The 15,282-nt window shown below is 68.9% G+C and carries 15 protein-coding genes and 1 pseudogene; 6 read left to right on the top strand and 10 right to left on the bottom strand.

Going from position 1 to position 15,282, the window contains the following annotated elements; translation table 11 throughout:
* The first annotated feature begins 55 nt into the window (after positions 1–55).
* From ARC23_RS19635 to ARC23_RS19620, 4 genes are read left to right on the top strand one after another with little or no spacing between them, the layout of a single operon-like run.
* A complete protein-coding gene (locus tag ARC23_RS19635) occupies positions 56–550 on the top strand; it encodes a TPM domain-containing protein (RefSeq protein WP_057498748.1) in 495 nt (164 codons plus the stop codon).
* 51 nt (positions 551–601) lie between these two features.
* Positions 602–1,489, top strand: coding sequence for a prolipoprotein diacylglyceryl transferase (lgt, locus tag ARC23_RS19630; protein WP_057498747.1), 888 nt, complete (start codon positions 602–604; stop codon positions 1,487–1,489).
* The gene (locus ARC23_RS19625; protein WP_057498746.1) at positions 1,486–2,280 is read left to right on the top strand and encodes a thymidylate synthase; all 795 of its coding nucleotides are present in this window, start codon (positions 1,486–1,488) and stop codon (positions 2,278–2,280) included. The genes lgt and ARC23_RS19625 overlap by 4 nt, the downstream gene beginning before the upstream one ends.
* Before the next feature lie 5 nt (positions 2,281–2,285).
* A complete protein-coding gene (locus tag ARC23_RS19620) occupies positions 2,286–2,777 on the top strand; it encodes a dihydrofolate reductase (RefSeq protein WP_057498749.1) in 492 nt (163 codons plus the stop codon).
* A gap of 127 nt (positions 2,778–2,904) precedes the next feature.
* Here the strand turns inward: ARC23_RS19620 and ARC23_RS19615 are convergent, their stop codons facing one another.
* The 10 genes and pseudogenes from ARC23_RS19615 to ARC23_RS19570 form a co-directional block, all read right to left on the bottom strand.
* Positions 2,905–3,552, bottom strand: a complete 648-nt coding sequence (locus tag ARC23_RS19615; RefSeq protein ID WP_057498745.1) for a DUF1287 domain-containing protein — start codon at positions 3,550–3,552, stop codon at positions 2,905–2,907.
* On the bottom strand, positions 3,549–4,562 hold the full coding sequence (locus ARC23_RS19610; protein WP_057498744.1) for a symmetrical bis(5'-nucleosyl)-tetraphosphatase: 1,014 nt from the start codon (positions 4,560–4,562) through the stop codon (positions 3,549–3,551). The genes ARC23_RS19615 and ARC23_RS19610 overlap by 4 nt, the downstream gene beginning before the upstream one ends.
* A gap of 15 nt (positions 4,563–4,577) precedes the next feature.
* Positions 4,578–4,961, bottom strand: a complete 384-nt coding sequence (gene apaG / locus ARC23_RS19605) for a Co2+/Mg2+ efflux protein ApaG (RefSeq protein ID WP_005415346.1) — start codon at positions 4,959–4,961, stop codon at positions 4,578–4,580.
* 13 nt (positions 4,962–4,974) lie between these two features.
* A complete protein-coding gene (gene rsmA / locus ARC23_RS19600) occupies positions 4,975–5,778 on the bottom strand; it encodes a 16S rRNA (adenine(1518)-N(6)/adenine(1519)-N(6))-dimethyltransferase RsmA (RefSeq protein ID WP_057498743.1) in 804 nt (267 codons plus the stop codon).
* On the bottom strand, positions 5,775–6,755 hold the full coding sequence (pdxA, locus tag ARC23_RS19595) for a 4-hydroxythreonine-4-phosphate dehydrogenase PdxA (protein ID WP_057498742.1): 981 nt from the start codon (positions 6,753–6,755) through the stop codon (positions 5,775–5,777). The genes rsmA and pdxA overlap by 4 nt, the downstream gene beginning before the upstream one ends.
* Before the next feature lie 18 nt (positions 6,756–6,773).
* Positions 6,774–8,105 (bottom strand): annotated as a pseudogene (locus ARC23_RS19590) (peptidylprolyl isomerase); the annotation flags it as partial.
* The gene (gene lptD / locus ARC23_RS19585; RefSeq protein WP_080393121.1) at positions 8,102–10,582 is read right to left on the bottom strand and encodes an LPS-assembly protein LptD; all 2,481 of its coding nucleotides are present in this window, start codon (positions 10,580–10,582) and stop codon (positions 8,102–8,104) included. The gene lptD and the pseudogene ARC23_RS19590, both read right to left, overlap by 4 nt.
* Before the next feature lie 89 nt (positions 10,583–10,671).
* A complete protein-coding gene (locus ARC23_RS19580) occupies positions 10,672–11,610 on the bottom strand; it encodes a histone deacetylase family protein (RefSeq protein ID WP_057498739.1) in 939 nt (312 codons plus the stop codon).
* A 9-nt stretch (positions 11,611–11,619) separates the two neighbouring features.
* The gene (locus tag ARC23_RS19575; RefSeq protein ID WP_057498738.1) at positions 11,620–12,174 is read right to left on the bottom strand and encodes a cob(I)yrinic acid a,c-diamide adenosyltransferase; all 555 of its coding nucleotides are present in this window, start codon (positions 12,172–12,174) and stop codon (positions 11,620–11,622) included.
* Between the two features lie 8 nt (positions 12,175–12,182).
* Positions 12,183–12,767, bottom strand: a complete 585-nt coding sequence (locus tag ARC23_RS19570; RefSeq protein ID WP_057498737.1) for a hypothetical protein — start codon at positions 12,765–12,767, stop codon at positions 12,183–12,185.
* A 107-nt stretch (positions 12,768–12,874) separates the two neighbouring features.
* On the opposite strand from ARC23_RS19570, the gene ubiH reads away from it, so the two are divergent.
* Positions 12,875–14,083 carry a 2-octaprenyl-6-methoxyphenyl hydroxylase gene (gene ubiH, locus ARC23_RS19565; protein WP_057498736.1) on the top strand — a complete coding sequence of 403 codons (1,209 nt, stop codon included), beginning with the start codon at positions 12,875–12,877 and terminating at the stop codon, positions 14,081–14,083.
* Positions 14,080–15,261: a UbiH/UbiF family hydroxylase gene (locus ARC23_RS19560; RefSeq protein WP_057498735.1), complete on the top strand. Its 1,182-nt coding sequence runs from the start codon at positions 14,080–14,082 to the stop codon at positions 15,259–15,261. Before ubiH ends, ARC23_RS19560 begins: the two co-directional genes overlap by 4 nt.
* Positions 15,262–15,282: the final 21 nt, after the last annotated feature.

Here is a 15,282-nt window from a genome sequence, read left to right as displayed (position 1 = left end):
GCTGGGGCGGCGGTGGTGGCCGTTCCGGTGGCGGTGGCGCTTCGGGAGGCTGGTGATGATCCAACGTCTGTTCCGCCATGTATTTTCGCCCTCGGTGCGGCGTGCGTTTCCGCCGGCCACATTGCAGGCGATCACCGAGGCCATCGCGGCCGGCGAGCAGCGCCATGGCGGGCAGGTGATGTTCGCGGTGGAAGCGGATCTGCCGCTGGCAGCGCTGTGGCACAGGGTCACCCCGCGCCAGGCCGCCGAGCAGGCCTTCGCCCGGCTGCGCACCTGGGACACCGCCCACAACAACGGGGTGCTGATCTATCTGCTGCTGGCCGACCACGCGATCGAGATTGTCGCCGATCGTGGCCTGCACGGCCGGGTCAGCCCGGCGCAGTGGCAGCGGGTCTGCACCCACCTGCGCGAGGGCCTGCGCGGCGCCCATCCGGTCGAGGCATTGCAGGATGCGATCGACGAGGTCTCCAGCCTGATCGAGGGGCACTTTCCGGCCGCGACGCGGTCGGAGGATGACGGCCTGCCCAACACGCCCCAGCTCCTTGGTTGAGCCGGGGCGGCGCTGGCCCGAGAATAGGCGTTCAACCGCAAGGCACCTTCCATGATCTATTTCCACGACATCGACCCCATCGCCCTCTCGCTGGGACCGATCAAGGTGCATTGGTACGGCATCATGTACCTGCTGGGCTTCACCGCCGCCTGGCTGCTGGGCCGCACGCGCATCGCGGCAGGGCGCCTGCCGGGGGTCGATGCCAATGGCTTCTCCGACCTGCTGTTCTACGCCATGCTCGGCGTGGTGCTGGGCGGGCGCATCGGCTACATGCTGTTCTATGCGCTGGGCGATTTCCTGCACAACCCGCTGCTGCTGTTCAAGGTATGGGATGGCGGCATGAGCTTCCACGGCGGCCTGCTGGGCGTGCTCGGCGCCTGCTGGTGGTGGTCGCGCAAGCATGCGCTGCACTTCTTCGACACCATGGATTTCATGGCGCCGCTGGTGCCTCTGGGCCTGGGTTTCGGCCGCATCGGCAACTTCATTGGTGCCGAGTTGTGGGGCAAGTACACCGACGGCACGTGGGGCGTGGTGTTCCCGTCCGGCCTGCCGGCGCCGCTGAACCAGCTCGATCACGCGACGTTGCAGGCGCAGTTCGCCAGCGGCGCGCTGAATCAGTTCGCGCGCCATCCGTCGCAGCTGTATGAAGCGTTGCTGGAAGGCCTGGTGATGTTCGTGGTGCTGTGGACGGTGTCGGCCAAGCCGCGCCATCGTTACCTCGTCGGTGGCCTGTTCGCGCTGATGTATGGCCTGTTCCGCTTCGCGGTCGAGTTCGTGCGCATGCCCGACAACGGTGTCTACGTCGCGTTCGACTGGCTGACCCGTGGCCAGATCCTGAGCCTGCCGCTGATCGCCTTCGGCCTGGTGCTGCTGGCGATGTCGCGCCGCGCGCCGGTGCTGCAGCCGCAGCCGCTGGTGGCCGCCGGGGGCAAGGCATGAAGGCCTACCTGGACCTGCTCTCGCATGTGCTGGAGCACGGTGCGGAGAAGAGTGATCGCACCGGCACTGGCACCCGCAGCGTGTTCGGCTGGCAGATGCGTTTCAACCTGGCCGAAGGCTTCCCGCTGGTCACCACCAAGAAACTGCACCTGCGCTCGATCATCCACGAGCTGCTGTGGTTCCTGAAGGGCGACACCAACATCGGCTACCTGAAGGACAACCAGGTGCGGATCTGGGACGAGTGGGCCGACGAGAACGGCGACCTCGGCCCGGTCTACGGCAAGCAGTGGCGCAGCTGGGCCACCGCCGACGGCCGCGAGATCGACCAGATGCAGTGGCTGGTGGACGAGATCAAGCGCAACCCCGATTCGCGCCGGCTCGTGGTCAGTGCCTGGAACGTGGGCGAGCTTTCGCAGATGGCGTTGATGCCATGCCATAACCTGTTCCAGTTCTACGTGGTGGACGGCAAGCTCAGCTGCCAGCTGTACCAGCGCAGCGGCGACATCTTCCTTGGCGTGCCGTTCAACATCGCCAGCTACGCGCTGCTGACCCACATGGTGGCTCAGGCCACCGGCCTGGGCGTGGGCGACTTCGTGCATACGCTGGGCGACGCGCACCTGTACTCGAACCACTTCGAGCAGGCCCGCGAGCAGCTGTCGCGCGAACCGCGTGCACTGCCGAAGCTGTGGTTGAACCCGGAGGTGACCGATCTGTTCGGCTTCCAGTTCGACGACATCCGCATCGACGGCTACGACCCGCACCCGGCGATCAAGGCCCCGGTGGCGGTATGAGCGCCCTGAAGCTGTCGATGATCGTGGCGCTGGACCGCAACCGTGGCATCGGCCAGGGCAACGCCATGCCGTGGCACCTGCCGGATGATTTCAAGCATTTCAAGGCGCTCACCCTGGGCAAGCCGATCCTGATGGGGCGCAAGACCGCCGAATCGATCGGCCGCGTGTTGCCGGGGCGGACCAACCTGGTGCTGACCCGCAGCGGCCAGGTGCCGTTCGCGGGCATGCGCGCGGTGGCGTCGCTGCACGAGGCCAAAGCCATTGCCGAAGGCGAGGGCGCCAGCGAGCTGTGCATCATCGGCGGCGGCGAGATCTTCCGTCAGCTGCTGGACCAGGCCAGCGACCTGTACCTGACCTGGGTCGATGCCGAAGTGCCTGCCGATACCCATTTCCCCGAGCTGGACGCGCAGGACTGGCGGGAAGTCGGCAGCGAACCGCACCCGGCCGACGAACGCCACGCCTACGCGTTCCGCTTCGTGCACTACGTGCGCCGCTGATCGCGGAAGTATCAACGAAAACACCGACGGGGTAGAGTCGGCTGTTAGTCGACTATCGCGCGCAGCGCGGGCTTTTCAGGGGGCGTCAGGAGCAATCGACTAACAGTCGACTCTACCGGGACTGTCGCTACGGCATCCGGTAATGCCCGATGATCGCGTGCTGGAACAGCAGGTTCTCTTCGCGCGTGCCGCGCGCGATGTTGTGCAGCACCAGTGGCGTGCCATTGGCCAGGCGCCGGTCGGAGACGATGCCCACGTGCAGCAGGCCGTTGCCGTTGAGTGTCCAGGCAACGATGTCGCCGGCCGCGTAGTCGGCGGCGAGGGCCGTGATCGGTTGCTGCCAGCCCTGCCGCTCGAACCAGCGCATCAGGTTCGGTACGCGGCGATGATCGATGTTGCGATCCGGCCGTGACAGGCCCCAGATTGCGGGATAGGCGCTGAAGTTGCCACGCATGTCTTCATGCACGCGCGCCTGCAGGTCCAGGCCCTGGCTGCGCAGGGCGCGCACCACGACGTCGGTGCAGACGCCGCGATCAACCGGGACGTCGCCCCCGGGATAGGCCAGCACCTGATAGGCAGGGTCGTAGCGGACGGTGACGCCGATCTGCGCGCGCGCGGCGGCGACCAGCGGCGGCGAAGGGGCCTGCGGCTGCGTCGGCGCATGTGCAGCACCATCCGCAGCCGTGGGAGCAGGCGGCGAGCCGGGCTGGCAGCCGCTGGCCAGGGCCAGCGTCAGCAGCAGCACCGTCCCTGGTGCCCCGCCGCGCCGCGTCATGCCTGCGGCGGGGGGCTGTTGTTGGTGCCGCCACCCGTGCCGCCCCCACCGCCACCACGACGGCGACGGCGGCGCGGGCCACGGTTGCCCGGGGTGGCAGCGGCGCCGCCCTGTTCCTTGCCCGGCGTCGCAGCGCCGGGCCGCTCGTGCGCCGGTCGCGCCGGCGGGCGGGCATTGGGCACCGGCGCCGGCACATCGCGGCCCGGGACCTGCACCACGCGCAGTTCGTCGGTGTCCAGCTGCAAGGCGGTCAACTTGCCGCCCCACACTGCGCCGGTATCGATGGCGTGCACGCCCTGGGTGATGGTCAGGCCCAGCGCCGACCAGTGGCCGCAGACGACCTTGAGGTCGCGCTCGACCCGGCCCGGCACTTCGAACCAGGGATACAGCCCCTGTTCCTGGGTGCCCGGCGTGCCCTTGTCCTCGATGCCGATACGCCCGCGCGGCGTGCAGTAACGCATGCGGGTGAGCACGTTGATGATCGCCCTCGAGCGGTCATAGCCGGACAGGTTCGGCGCCCAGCTCGGCTTGTCACCGTACATGTTGCGGAACAGCTTGCGGTAGCCGGCACCGTGCAGCTGCACCTCGACTTCGGCGGCGTGCTTCTCGGCCATCTGCGTGGTCCACTTCGGCGCTAGGCCGGCGTGAACCATCATCCAGCCCAGTTCGCGGTCCACGTGCACCAGCTTCTGCAGGCGCAGCCAGTCCAGCAGTTCGTCGCGGTCTTCGGCCTGCACGATGCGCAGCAGGTCCGGGTTGACCTTGCGCTGTTCCTCTTCGGTACGCGAACCGACGGCCAGCAGCGAAAGGTCATGGTTGCCCAGCACCACTACGCTGTGCTCGCGCAGCGAGTGCACCAGCCGCAGCGTTTCCAGTGACTGGCCGCCACGATTGACCAGATCGCCGCAGAACCACAGGGTGTCCTGCGCCGGGTCGAAGCGGATCTTCTCCAGCAATCGCTGGGTGACGTCATAGCAGCCCTGCAGGTCGCCGATCGCCCACACACTCATCGTTCGGCCTCCGTGTCAGTGCAGGGTACGCGGCACGGCCAGCACGAACGGTGCGACCGGCGCGGCGAATTCGGTGCCATCGTCAGCGACCATGTCGTAGTGCCCCTGCATGGTGCCGTGATCGGTCCCCAGCATGACACCGGACGTGTAACGGAAGTCTTCACCGGGGCGCAGTCTCGGCTGCTCGCCGATCACGCCATCACCATCGACATGCTCGACGCGGCCGTTGGCATCGGTGATGCGCCAGTGGCGCGCAACCAGGCGCGCGGCAACACGCCCCTGGTTGTGGATGCGGATCGTGTAGGCGAACGCATAGCGGCCGTCTTCCGGCGCGGATTGATCGTCGAGGAAGCGCGGCGCGACTTCGACGGAGATGGCGTAAACGTCAGCGTCTTCCATACCGGCAGTGTAATCAGGAGGCATTGGCCAAAGCGATGAATCCGGCCACGTCCAGCTGTTCGGCACGGGCATCGGGACGCACGCCGGCGGCAACGAACTGCTCGGCGGAGACCACGTTGTTGAGCGCGTTGCGCAGGGTCTTGCGGCGCTGCCCGAACGCGGCCTTGACCACCTCGGCGAAGCGCGTGTGGTCGTTGATGTTGATCGTGGCCGCATCGCGCGGCACCAGCCGCACCACGGCCGAATCGACCTTCGGCGGCGGCCGGAACGCGCCCGGTGGCACCACGAACAGCGAGGTGACCTGGCAGTAGGCCTGCAGCATCACGCTGAGGCGGCCATACACCTTGCTGCCGGGGCCAGCCGCCATGCGGTCGACCACTTCCTTCTGCAGCATGAAGTGCATGTCGCGGATCACCGCGGCGTGCTCCAGCGCATGGAACAGGATGGGCGAGGAGATGTTGTAGGGCAGGTTGCCGACCAGGCGGATCGGCTGGCCGTCGGCCAGTTCGGTGAAGTCCACGCGCAGCACGTCGCGATGGACGATGGTCAACTCGCCCAGCGGCTCGGCGGCGGCGGTCAGCGGCGCGATCAGGTCGCGGTCGAACTCGATCACCGTCAGCTTCGGGTGCACGCGCAGCAGCGGCAGGGTGATCGCGCCCTGGCCGGGACCGATTTCAACCAGGCGATCGCCTTCTTTCGGATTGACCGCCATCACGATCTTGTCGATGTAGTGGCGATCGGCCAGGAAATGCTGGCCAAGCTGCTTCTTGGCCGGGGCGGTGAACACCGGGCCGGAGGGGGAATGCGGGGAATTCATGCGCTCAGTGTACGTTGCCGCGCAAGCTGCGCACACAGCGTCGTCGCCGCCTGCAGGCTGGAGGGGTCGGCAATGCCGCGCCCGGCCAGGTCCAGGGCGGTGCCATGGTCCACCGCCCCGCGTGGGTAGGGCAGGCCCAGGGTCAGGTTCACCGCCTGCTCGAAGCCGGAATACTTCAGTACCGGCAGGCCCTGGTCGTGGTACATCGCCAGCACGGTGTCGAAACCGGCCAGCTTGGCCGGCAGGAACGCGGTGTCGGCCGGCAGCGGGCCGATCAGGTCCATGCCTTCGGCGCGCAGGCGCTGCAGCAACGGGATGACCAGGTCCAGCTCCTCGCGGCCCAGGTGGCCGTCTTCGCCGGCATGCGGGTTCAGGCCGAGCACGGCGATGCGCGGAGCCGGCAGGCCGAACTCGCGGCGCAGCGCGGCATGCACGGTGCGCAGGGTCTGTTCCAGGCCGGCCGCGGTGATGGCATCGGCCACCTCGCGCAGCGGCAGGTGGGTGGTGGCCAGGGCCACGCGCACGATGCTGTTGGCCAGCATCATCACCACCTTCACCCCGGCCTGGTCGGCCAGCAGTTCGGTGGTGCCGCTGTAGGCGATGCCGCCTTCGTTGATGACCGCCTTGTGCACCGGGCCGGTGACCACGCCGTGCAGTTCGCCGCTGAGGCAGGCCCGGCCGGCGCCGAGAAGCGCGTCGATGACCGCGCTGGCGTTGGCCGGGTCGGCGTGGCCAGACCGGCTGGGCACGGCATTGGCGACCACGCGCAGGCGCAGATCGCCGGGGACGCGGGCTTCGGCGTCCTCGGGCAACAGCTGCAGGGGCAGGTCCAGCGCGGCGGCGGCCGCGCGCAGGGTGTCCGGGTCGGCGAATGCCAGCAGCCGGCAATCTTCACGCGGCTGCTGGACAAGGCGGACACACAATTCCGGGCCGATCCCGGCGGGCTCGCCCGGTACCAGCGCGAGCTCGGGCCGCATCGGTCAGGACTGCGGCGGCGTGGCGGTGTTTTCCGCGCGGTCGCCGCTACGGAAGCTGACGTAGGCTTCGCCACGCAGTTCCTGCAGGAAGCGGTTGTACTCGTCTTCCAGCTTGCGGCGGCCGATGGTCTCGCGGACCTGGGCACGCTGGTTGTCGTTGGTCACATCGGTCTGGCGGGTGGCCACGCGCTGCACGATGTGCCAGCCGGCGTCGGTGCGGAACGGCTGGCTGATGCCGCCATCCTGCACGCCAGCCACCTGCTGGCCGAAGGCCGGGCCGAACGCATCGGCCGGGAACCAGCCCAGATCGCCGCCCTGGCCCTTGGTGTTGTTGTCCTCGGAGGACTCCTTGGCCACGGCCTGGAAGTCGGCACCGCCGGCGATGCGTGCACGCAGGGTGTCGATCTTGGCCTTGGCGGCGGCATCGGTCTGGTGATCGTCCACGCGCACCAGGATATGGCGGCCGTGATACTCGGTGACGGTGTGCTCGCCGGCGGCGGCAGCGCTGGCATCACGCACTTCCACCAGCTTCAGCAGCTGGAAGCCGCTGGGGCCACGGATCGGGCCGACCACGTCGCCGGCCTTCATCTTTTCCATCAGCTGGGCGAAGGCCTGCGGGATTTCATCCAGTGTGCGCCAGCCCAGGTCGCCGCCTTCCAGCGCGTTGGGGCTGTCGGAATAGCGCACGGCGGCGGCATTGAAGTCCAGCTCGCCCTTGTCGAGCAGGGCCTTCACGCCGTCGGCCTTCTTCTGGCCGGTGGCGATCTGGTCGGCGTTGGCGCCGTCGGGCAGGGCCACCAGGATGTGCGCCAGGTGGTACTGGTTACCCACGGTGGCCTGCTGCTTCAGCGCGGCATCGACTTCGCCCTCGCTGACGCTGATGCGGCTCTGCGCGAAGCTCTGGCGCAGGCGCTGCACGGTGATTTCGTCGCGTACCGAGGCACGGAAATCATTGAAATCCACGCCGTCATGGGCCAGGCGCTGGCGCAGGGCGTCCAGATTCGAACCATTCTGCTGGGCGATGGCATTCATCGCCTGGTTCAGCTCCTGGTCGCTGACGCGGATGCCGCTGCCCTGGGCGCGCGCCACCTGCAGCTTGACCAGCACCAGGCGCTCAAGCACCTGGCGGCTGAGCACGTCTTCCGGCGGCAGCTGGTTTTCACGGCCGGCGTACTGGGCCTTGATGTTGGCGATCGCGCGCTGGAGTTCGCTCTGCAGGATCACGTCTTCATCGACGACGGCGGCGATGCGGTCAAGCGGCTGCGCCTGCTGGGCAAGCACCTGCAGGGGGGCGGACACGCTGGACACCGCCAGCAGCGAGGCGAGAAGAACGGGGAAGCGCTTGGTCATGGGATCAGGTTCGGATCGTAGTCGTCCCGGGTCGCCCCGGTGTTGCTCGGCGGCACCAGATAGAGGTCGTCGCGGTTGTAGCCGAGGATAGCACGGCGCAGGGTACGGTCCGTGTCCTGGCCGAGGGAGCTCAGGCCCTTGAGCACGAACTCCAGCTGGATGGCGTTGTTCATCTCGCCCTCGCGGTTGCGCACGTAGCGGCGGGCGACCGCGCGCACGGCCAGGCAGCAGCTGTCCCACTGCACGCCGGCGATGATTTCCAGCGGTTCCTTGTCCTGCAGGGAGTAGTAGTAGCGGCCGACCAGGCTCCAGCGCGCATTCAGCGGGTACAGGAACGACAGGTCGGCCTGTTCCAGCAGGGTCCGGTCATGCTTGTTGGCGTTGGCCGGGGCACCGGAGTTGATGCGGTAGCGGTAGCTCAGGTTGACCACGCCATCGTTGGGCATCAGGTAGCGGGCACGGACGCTGGCCAGATCCTCGCGCTTGTACTTGGGGTCCCACTGGTAGGTGGCGCCCAGCGTCCAGCGGTCGTTGATCATGTAGTTGCCGTCGGCGATCCAGGCCGACTTGCCCTTTTCCACCGGTGCGCCGCCCGGGGTGACGGTCACCCGCGACTCGTCGAAGTACTGGATCTGGCCGATCGCGGCCGAGAACCGCTCCTTGCCGGTGGTCTGGTCGATGAAGCGGGTGCCCAGGGCCAGGGTCAGCTGGTTGGCGTCGTTCTGGCGGTCGGCACCGGTGTAGCGCGAGTCGCGGAACAGCTGGCCCCAGCTGAAGGTGAAGTCGCGGGTGTCGAAGATCGGCAGGTCGTCCTGGTTGCGGTACGGCGTGCGCAGGTAGAACAGGCGCGGTTCCAGGGTCTGCAGGAACGACTTGCCGCCGATGCTCGTCTCGCGGTCGAAGAACAGGCCGGCGTCGATGCTGCCGATCGGCAGGCTGCGGCTGGGCGAGGTGTTGCCGCGCAGCTGTTCCGGGCTGGCGGTGGCCACGTCCACGCCCTCCGAGGTCAGCACGGTGCTGCGTATCCTGTCGGCCAGGCCGCGGTCCAGCTGGTAGGCCGTGTAGCGGTACGCCAGGGTCGGCGTGATGTACCAGGCCGCGCCGCTGATGGGGAAGGACACGTACGGCTTGACGTCAAGGCGCGAGCCGCCATAGGCGCGCACGGTCTGGCCGGTACGGGTGTACTGCAGGTCGGGGCCCGCATCGGTACCGTACTTGAGGTTCACGTCGTCGTGGGTGAATCTCACCGCTTCGGCATACAGGCCGGTTTCCAGCCACGGCCTGATCGGCTTGTCCCAGTTGAAGTACACCCGCGGCTGGCGGTTGTAGGGCAGGGCATTCTCGTCAAGCGTGTAGTCGGTCAGCTGCCAGCGGTCGGCCATGATGCCGGCCGTCCAGTTCGTGCCCGTGCCGTACAGGCCCACGGTACTTTGCAGGTTGGAGGCGGTGACGCCGACCAGGCGGTTGGCGAAGTCCTCGACATAGCGCTCGTCGCTGACCCAGGCCAGGCTGGCGCGTGCCTGCCAGTGTTCGTCCACGTTGTGGTAACCGCTGAACATCACCCGGCCGCGGTCACGGTCGCGCAGCTTGTCGTTGGGCATGTAGGCGGTCAGCAGTTCGCCGCGGCCACCGTTGTAGAGGTAGCGGAACTCGTTGTCGAGCATCAGGCCGCGCCGGCTCATGTAGCGCGGGGTCAGGGTGTCGTCGTAGTTCGGCGCCAGATTGAAGTAGATCGGCTGCGCGTAGTCGAAACCGTTGCGGCCGGACATGCCCAGCTGCGGGAACAGCAGGCCGGTCTTGCGGCGGTCATCGATCGGGAACTTGAAGTAGGGCGCCCACAGCACCGGCACCTTGCCGATGCGCAGCACGGCGTTGCGGGCGGTGCCGAAGCCTTCGTCGTTGTCCACTTCGATCTGCGGCGCCGACAGCTTCCATACCGGCTGCGACGGGTCGCAGGTGGTGTAGGTGGAGCGGTGCATCTGGCCCACGGCGCCCTGCAGGTCCACCGACTCGGCATCGCCGTTGCCGCGGCGCGAGACCAGCTGGTACTTGATGTCGGTGATCTTGTGGGTATCGCTTTCCTGGTTGCCCTCGGCACGCTTGGCGACCATGCGGATCGAGGAGTCCTGGTAACGGACATTGCCGTCGGCGATGTAGTTGCCGGTCTCGGTATCGAAGCTGAGCTTGTCGGTACCGACGAACTGGTCGCCCCGGCGCAGCGCCACGTTGCCCTCGTACTGCGGCACGGTGGTGGTGCCGAGCAGCTGGTCGCCCTCGATGTCGGTGGGCTGCTGCTCGCGCGCGGCGCTGGCGGCGGCCTTGTCCTGCCCCGGGACCGGGGTGGGCGCATCAGAAAACGCGGGAATCACGTCGGTAGCCGGGCACAGGCCCCAGTTGAGCGGCTTTTCATCGGCCATTGCCGGCAGGCAGATGGCGATGCTCAGAGGCAGGGGAAGCAGGCGGAGGGCTCGGCGCACGCGGTTCGGATTCGGGCGAAAACGGACGGTAGCTTGCCCCATCCCTTGCATAGGGGCAATGAAGGACGTCCGGTCCCGCCGGTTCGGGTTCATCCGGCGGTGGCGTGACGGGCCGGTGGCATCAGGGCCCGGACATGGGCGACGCTGCACTCGGCAAGGGCCTGCAGGTCATAGCCGCCTTCCAGCATCGACACCACCCGGCCGGCCGCGTGGCGCCGTGCCAGCGCATGCAGTTCAGCGGTGATCCAGGCGAAATCGTCGGTTTCCAGCATCAGGTCGGCCTGTGGATCGCGCAGATGGGCATCGAAGCCGGCCGAGATCAGCAGCAGCTGCGGGCGGAAGTCGTCGATCGCCGGCAGCATCTCGTCGGCCCAGACATTGCGGAAGCGGAAGCCGCCGCTGCCCGGGGGCAGCAGGATGTTCATCAGGTTGCCGGCGCCGCGGTCGCGGCGCAGGCCGGAATTGGGGAACAGCCCGGCCTGGTGGGTGCTGTAGTAGGAGACCCGGGCGTCGTGCTGGAAGATGTCCTGGGTGCCGTTGCCGTGGTGCACGTCGAAGTCGACCACCGCGATCCGCTCCAGGCCATGGCGATCGCGCGCATAGGCGGCAGCGATGGCGATGTTGTTGAGCAGGCAGAAGCCCATGGCGGTGCTGCTGGTGGCGTGGTGGCCCGGCGGCCGCACCGCGCAGAAGGCCAGCGGATCCTCGCCCAGCATCACCGCATCGACGGCGGCCACCCCGGCGCCGGCAGCGTGCACGGCGGCGCTGGCCGAGCCGGGCGAGGTCCAGGTGTCCATGTCCAGCTGGCGCAGCGGCGCGGTCTGCGGCTGCAGCACGAAGTCGAGCAGCGCACTGTCGTGGACGCGGCTGAGTTCACCGAACTTGGCCGGCGGTGCTTCGCGCCAGTCCAGCTGGCCAGGGAAGGCGGCATGCAGCGCATCGAGCACGGACTGCAGGCGTTGCGGGCATTCCGGGTGGCCCGGGCCGGGATCGTGCAGCAGGCAGGCGGGATGGGTGAAGACCAGCATCGTGCCGGCTCAGCGCGTGCGCGGCTGGGGCTGCCACAGCGCCTCGCCGTGGCCGTCGGCACGGGCCAGCACCCGGGCCAGCACGAACAGCAGGTCCGACAGCCGGTTGAGGTACTGCAGGGCCTCGCTGCGCACCGCCTCGTGGCGGGCCAGGGCCACGGTCTCGCGCTCGGCGCGGCGGACAATGGTGCGCGCCAGGTGGCAGCGCGCGGCGGCCTCGCCACCGGCCGGCAGGATGAACTCCTTCAGCATCGGCAGGCCGGCGTTGTAGTGGTCCAGCTGCTGCTCCAGCGCCGAGACGTCGGCGGCGTGGATCGCGGCATGGCCAGGGATGCACAGCTCCGCACCCAGGTCGAACAGCTGGTGCTGCAGGTGCACCAGCAGCGCCCGCACATCGTCAGGCAGTGTCGTGGCCAGCAGCAGCCCAAGCGCAGCGTTGGCCTCGTCAACGGTGCCATAGGACGCGACACGGGCGTCGTCCTTGGCCACGCGGCGGCCGTCGCCGAGGCCGGTGCTGCCGTCGTCGCCGGTGCGGGTATAGATGCGCGAGAGGCGGTGGCCCATGGCGCGGCTCAGTGACGGATGTCGCGGCGGGCCTGCTGGAGCTTCAGCACCTGCTCCACGGCCAGCTGCAGGGCGGCGGCCAGCGCCACGTAGATCGCCGTCGTACGCAGGTAGGGGCCGAACCACTGTGCATAGTTCTGTGCCCAGCCGGCCAGCGTCGGTTCGGCCACGTTGCGCGTGGTCCAGTAGAAGCCGCCCTGCGCCAGCAGATGGCAGACCGCCACCGAGGCCACCAGCAGCAGCGCGCCCTTGGCCAGCACCGGCCAGCGTGCGCCCTGGTAGTTGCGCCCGAGCAACAGGCCACCGGCCCACAGCGAGAAGTACGCCGGCAGCAGCAGCCAGTAGCCCGGCGACACGCAGTAGTGCTGCCAGAAATCCAGGCCGCTGCTGCGGATCACGATCCAGTCCACCAGCACGGCGAACACCATCAGCAGCGGGAAGGCCCAGCGCGTCCAACGCGCCAGGTAGAAGCCACCGATGAAGAACACGGCCCAGGACGCGTCGGGGATCGCCGCGAAGTGGTTGACCCGGGTCGCCGCCAGCAACAGCACGAGCACGGACAGGACGAAGGCACGGTTGGCGGTGGCGGACATGGCAGCGGGCCCGGAGCGGATTCAGGTTTCATTCTAGCCCGCCACGCCGGATGGCGCAGGTGGGGGCGTTGGGGCTACCGATGGGGCGAGCGCGTATCATCCATGCCATGAGTGAACGACATGACGTGTTGATCGTCGGCGGCGGCCTGGTCGGCGCCAGCTTGGCCATTGCCCTGGACCGCCTGGGGCGCGATGTGGGCCTGCTCGAGGCCAGCCCGGCCGGCGAGCTGCCGGCGGTGTTCGACCAGCGCAACCTCAGTTTCGCCGCAGCCACCGTCAATGCGCTGACCGCGCTGGGGGTGATGCAGAAGCTGGCGATGGCACCGGGCCCGATCCGTCGCATCCATGTCAGCCGTGCCGGCGACTTTGGACGGGTGCAGCTCGATGCGGCCGACTACGACCGGCCGTGGTTCGGCCAGGTGGTGGTGGCGCGCGATTTCGGCCAGGCACTGGAAGCACGGTTGCAGGAACTGCCGCGCCTGCACCGCTACCGGCCGATGCGCTTCCTGGGCCTGGGTGAGGTGGTCCAGGGTTACCGCCAGGTGCGCGTGGCCGACGCGGCCGGCGAACGGGTGCTGCTGGCACGGCTGGTGGTCGGCGCCGACGGCACTGCCAGTGGCGTGCGCCAGGCGCTGGGCATCGAGGTGGATCGCCACGATTTCCAGCAGACCCTGTTCGTGGCGCGCGTGCGCAGCCAGCGGGCGCCGGATGGCACGGCCTGGGAGCGCTTCACCGATACCGGCCCGACCGCGCTGCTGCCACGCGGCGACCGCCATTTCGGCACCGTGCATGGCGTCGCCCGCGATCAGGCCGATGCCGTGATGGCGCTGGACGATGCTGCCTGGCTGCAGCGCCTGCAGGCGGCGATCGGCTGGCGTGCCGGCCGCCTGCTCGAGTCCGGCCCGCGCAGCGCCTATCCGCTCATCCAGGTGCTGGCGCGCGCGCTGGCCGGTGAGCGCACGGTGCTGCTTGGCAACGCCGCGCAGACCATCCACCCGCTGGGCGCGCAGGGTTTCAACCTGGGCCTGCGCGACGCGCTGACCCTGGCCGAACTGCTTGAAGAGGGCAGCGACGATGTCGGCAGTGAGGCGTTGCTGCAGTCCTATGCCGCCCGTCGCCAGGAAGACCGCCGGCAGACGGTGGCCTTCTCCGGAGGCCTGGCGCGGTTGACCAGCAACCCGGCGCCGTTGATGCGGCCGTTGCGCAGTCTTGGCCTGGTGGCCGCCCAGCGCGCGTCGGTGCAGTCGATGCTGGTCGGCGGTGCGATGGGCTTCCGCGGCGAGGTGCCGCGCCTGTGCCGGGGAGAAGCCGCGTGAGCCGCCGCGGGCGCCTGGATGTGGCCGTCGTGGGCGGCGGCGTGGTCGGTGCGGCCTGCGCCTTGGCGCTGGCCGACGCCGGGCTCTCCGTGGCGCTGGTGGAGGGGCGCGAGCCGGCACCGTGGCAGGCCACGCAGCCGGACCTGCGGGTATTCGCCTTCGCTGCCGACAACGTGCAGCTGCTGGAGCGCCTGGGCGTATGGCCGGGCATCGCCCAGGCCCGTGCCTGGCCATACCGGCGCATGCAGGTGTGGGATGCCGCCGGTGGTGATGATCTGGTGTTCGACGCCGATCGCTTCGGCCGTCGCCAACTGGGTTACATCGTCGAAAATGGCCTGCTGCAGGATCGCCTGTGGGCGGCACTGCCGGCGGCCGGCGTGCAGTTGCACTGCCCGGCGCGGGTGGAAGCGCTGGAACAGGATGAGCACGGCGTGCGCCTGCGCCTGGACGATGGCCGCCGCCTGGACGCGGCACTCGCCGTGGCGGCCGACGGCGCGGAATCGACCCTGCGCGCGCTGGCCGGGATCGAGGTCGAAAAGCACGACTACCATCAGCGTGGTGTGGTGGCCTACGTCGACAGCGAGCTGCCCAACCAGGCCACCGCCTGGCAGCGCTTCCTGCCGAGCGGGCCGCTGGCCCTGCTGCCCGTGGCCGAGCGGCGCAGCTCGATCGTCTGGACCCTGCCTGAGGAGGAGGCATCGCGCGTGCTGGCGCTGGATGAGGACGCCTTCAACCGTGAACTGACCCGCGCCTTCGCCGCGCGCCTGGGCGAACTGCGGCTGGTCTCGCCGCGCGCGGCGTTCCCGCTGCGCCGGCAGCTGGCCCGTCACTATGTGGCCGGCCGCGTGCTGGCGCTGGGCGATGCTGCGCATGTGGTGCATCCACTGGCCGGGCAGGGCGTGAACCTGGGCCTGCGTGACGTAGCCGCCCTGCAGCAATGGCTGGCCCCGTCGGCCGAACGCCGCGGCCAGCCGCGCCTGTCGCCGCAGCGCCTGCAGCGCTGGGCGCGCGAGCGGCGCAGCGACAACCAGGTTGCCGCCTACAGCTTCGACGCGATCAACCGCCTGTTCTCCAACGACGAAATGCACCTGACCCTGGCCCGTGGTCGCGCGCTGGGCTGCGTCGGCAAATGGCCGCCGCTGGTGCAGGCGTTCTGGAAGCGCGCCGCCGGCGTTTGACGCAAAAAGGGGACGGAGGGG

This window comes from Stenotrophomonas beteli (assembly GCF_001431665.1).
Taxonomy (GTDB): domain Bacteria; phylum Pseudomonadota; class Gammaproteobacteria; order Xanthomonadales; family Xanthomonadaceae; genus Stenotrophomonas; species Stenotrophomonas beteli.
The sequence above is the reverse complement of the archived record's forward strand: the minus strand, read 5'-3'. Positions and strand labels throughout refer to the sequence as shown.

What these genes read in the sequence shown, in the direction of transcription:
- ARC23_RS19635 (WP_057498748.1), top strand. Translation starts at nt 56, where the DNA reads ATGATCCAACGTCTGTTCCGCCATGTATTTTCGCCCTCGGTGCGGCGT.
- lgt (WP_057498747.1), top strand. Translation starts at nt 602, where the DNA reads ATGATCTATTTCCACGACATCGACCCCATCGCCCTCTCGCTGGGACCG.
- ARC23_RS19625 (WP_057498746.1), top strand. Translation starts at nt 1,486, where the DNA reads ATGAAGGCCTACCTGGACCTGCTCTCGCATGTGCTGGAGCACGGTGCG.
- ARC23_RS19615 (WP_057498745.1), bottom strand. Translation starts at nt 3,552, where the DNA reads ATGACGCGGCGCGGCGGGGCACCAGGGACGGTGCTGCTGCTGACGCTG.
- ARC23_RS19610 (WP_057498744.1), bottom strand. Translation starts at nt 4,562, where the DNA reads ATGAGTGTGTGGGCGATCGGCGACCTGCAGGGCTGCTATGACGTCACC.
- apaG (WP_005415346.1), bottom strand. Translation starts at nt 4,961, where the DNA reads ATGGAAGACGCTGACGTTTACGCCATCTCCGTCGAAGTCGCGCCGCGC.
- rsmA (WP_057498743.1), bottom strand. Translation starts at nt 5,778, where the DNA reads ATGAATTCCCCGCATTCCCCCTCCGGCCCGGTGTTCACCGCCCCGGCC.
- pdxA (WP_057498742.1), bottom strand. Translation starts at nt 6,755, where the DNA reads ATGCGGCCCGAGCTCGCGCTGGTACCGGGCGAGCCCGCCGGGATCGGC.
- ARC23_RS19580 (WP_057498739.1), bottom strand. Translation starts at nt 11,610, where the DNA reads ATGCTGGTCTTCACCCATCCCGCCTGCCTGCTGCACGATCCCGGCCCG.
- ARC23_RS19575 (WP_057498738.1), bottom strand. Translation starts at nt 12,174, where the DNA reads ATGGGCCACCGCCTCTCGCGCATCTATACCCGCACCGGCGACGACGGC.
- ARC23_RS19570 (WP_057498737.1), bottom strand. Translation starts at nt 12,767, where the DNA reads ATGTCCGCCACCGCCAACCGTGCCTTCGTCCTGTCCGTGCTCGTGCTG.
- ubiH (WP_057498736.1), top strand. Translation starts at nt 12,875, where the DNA reads ATGAGTGAACGACATGACGTGTTGATCGTCGGCGGCGGCCTGGTCGGC.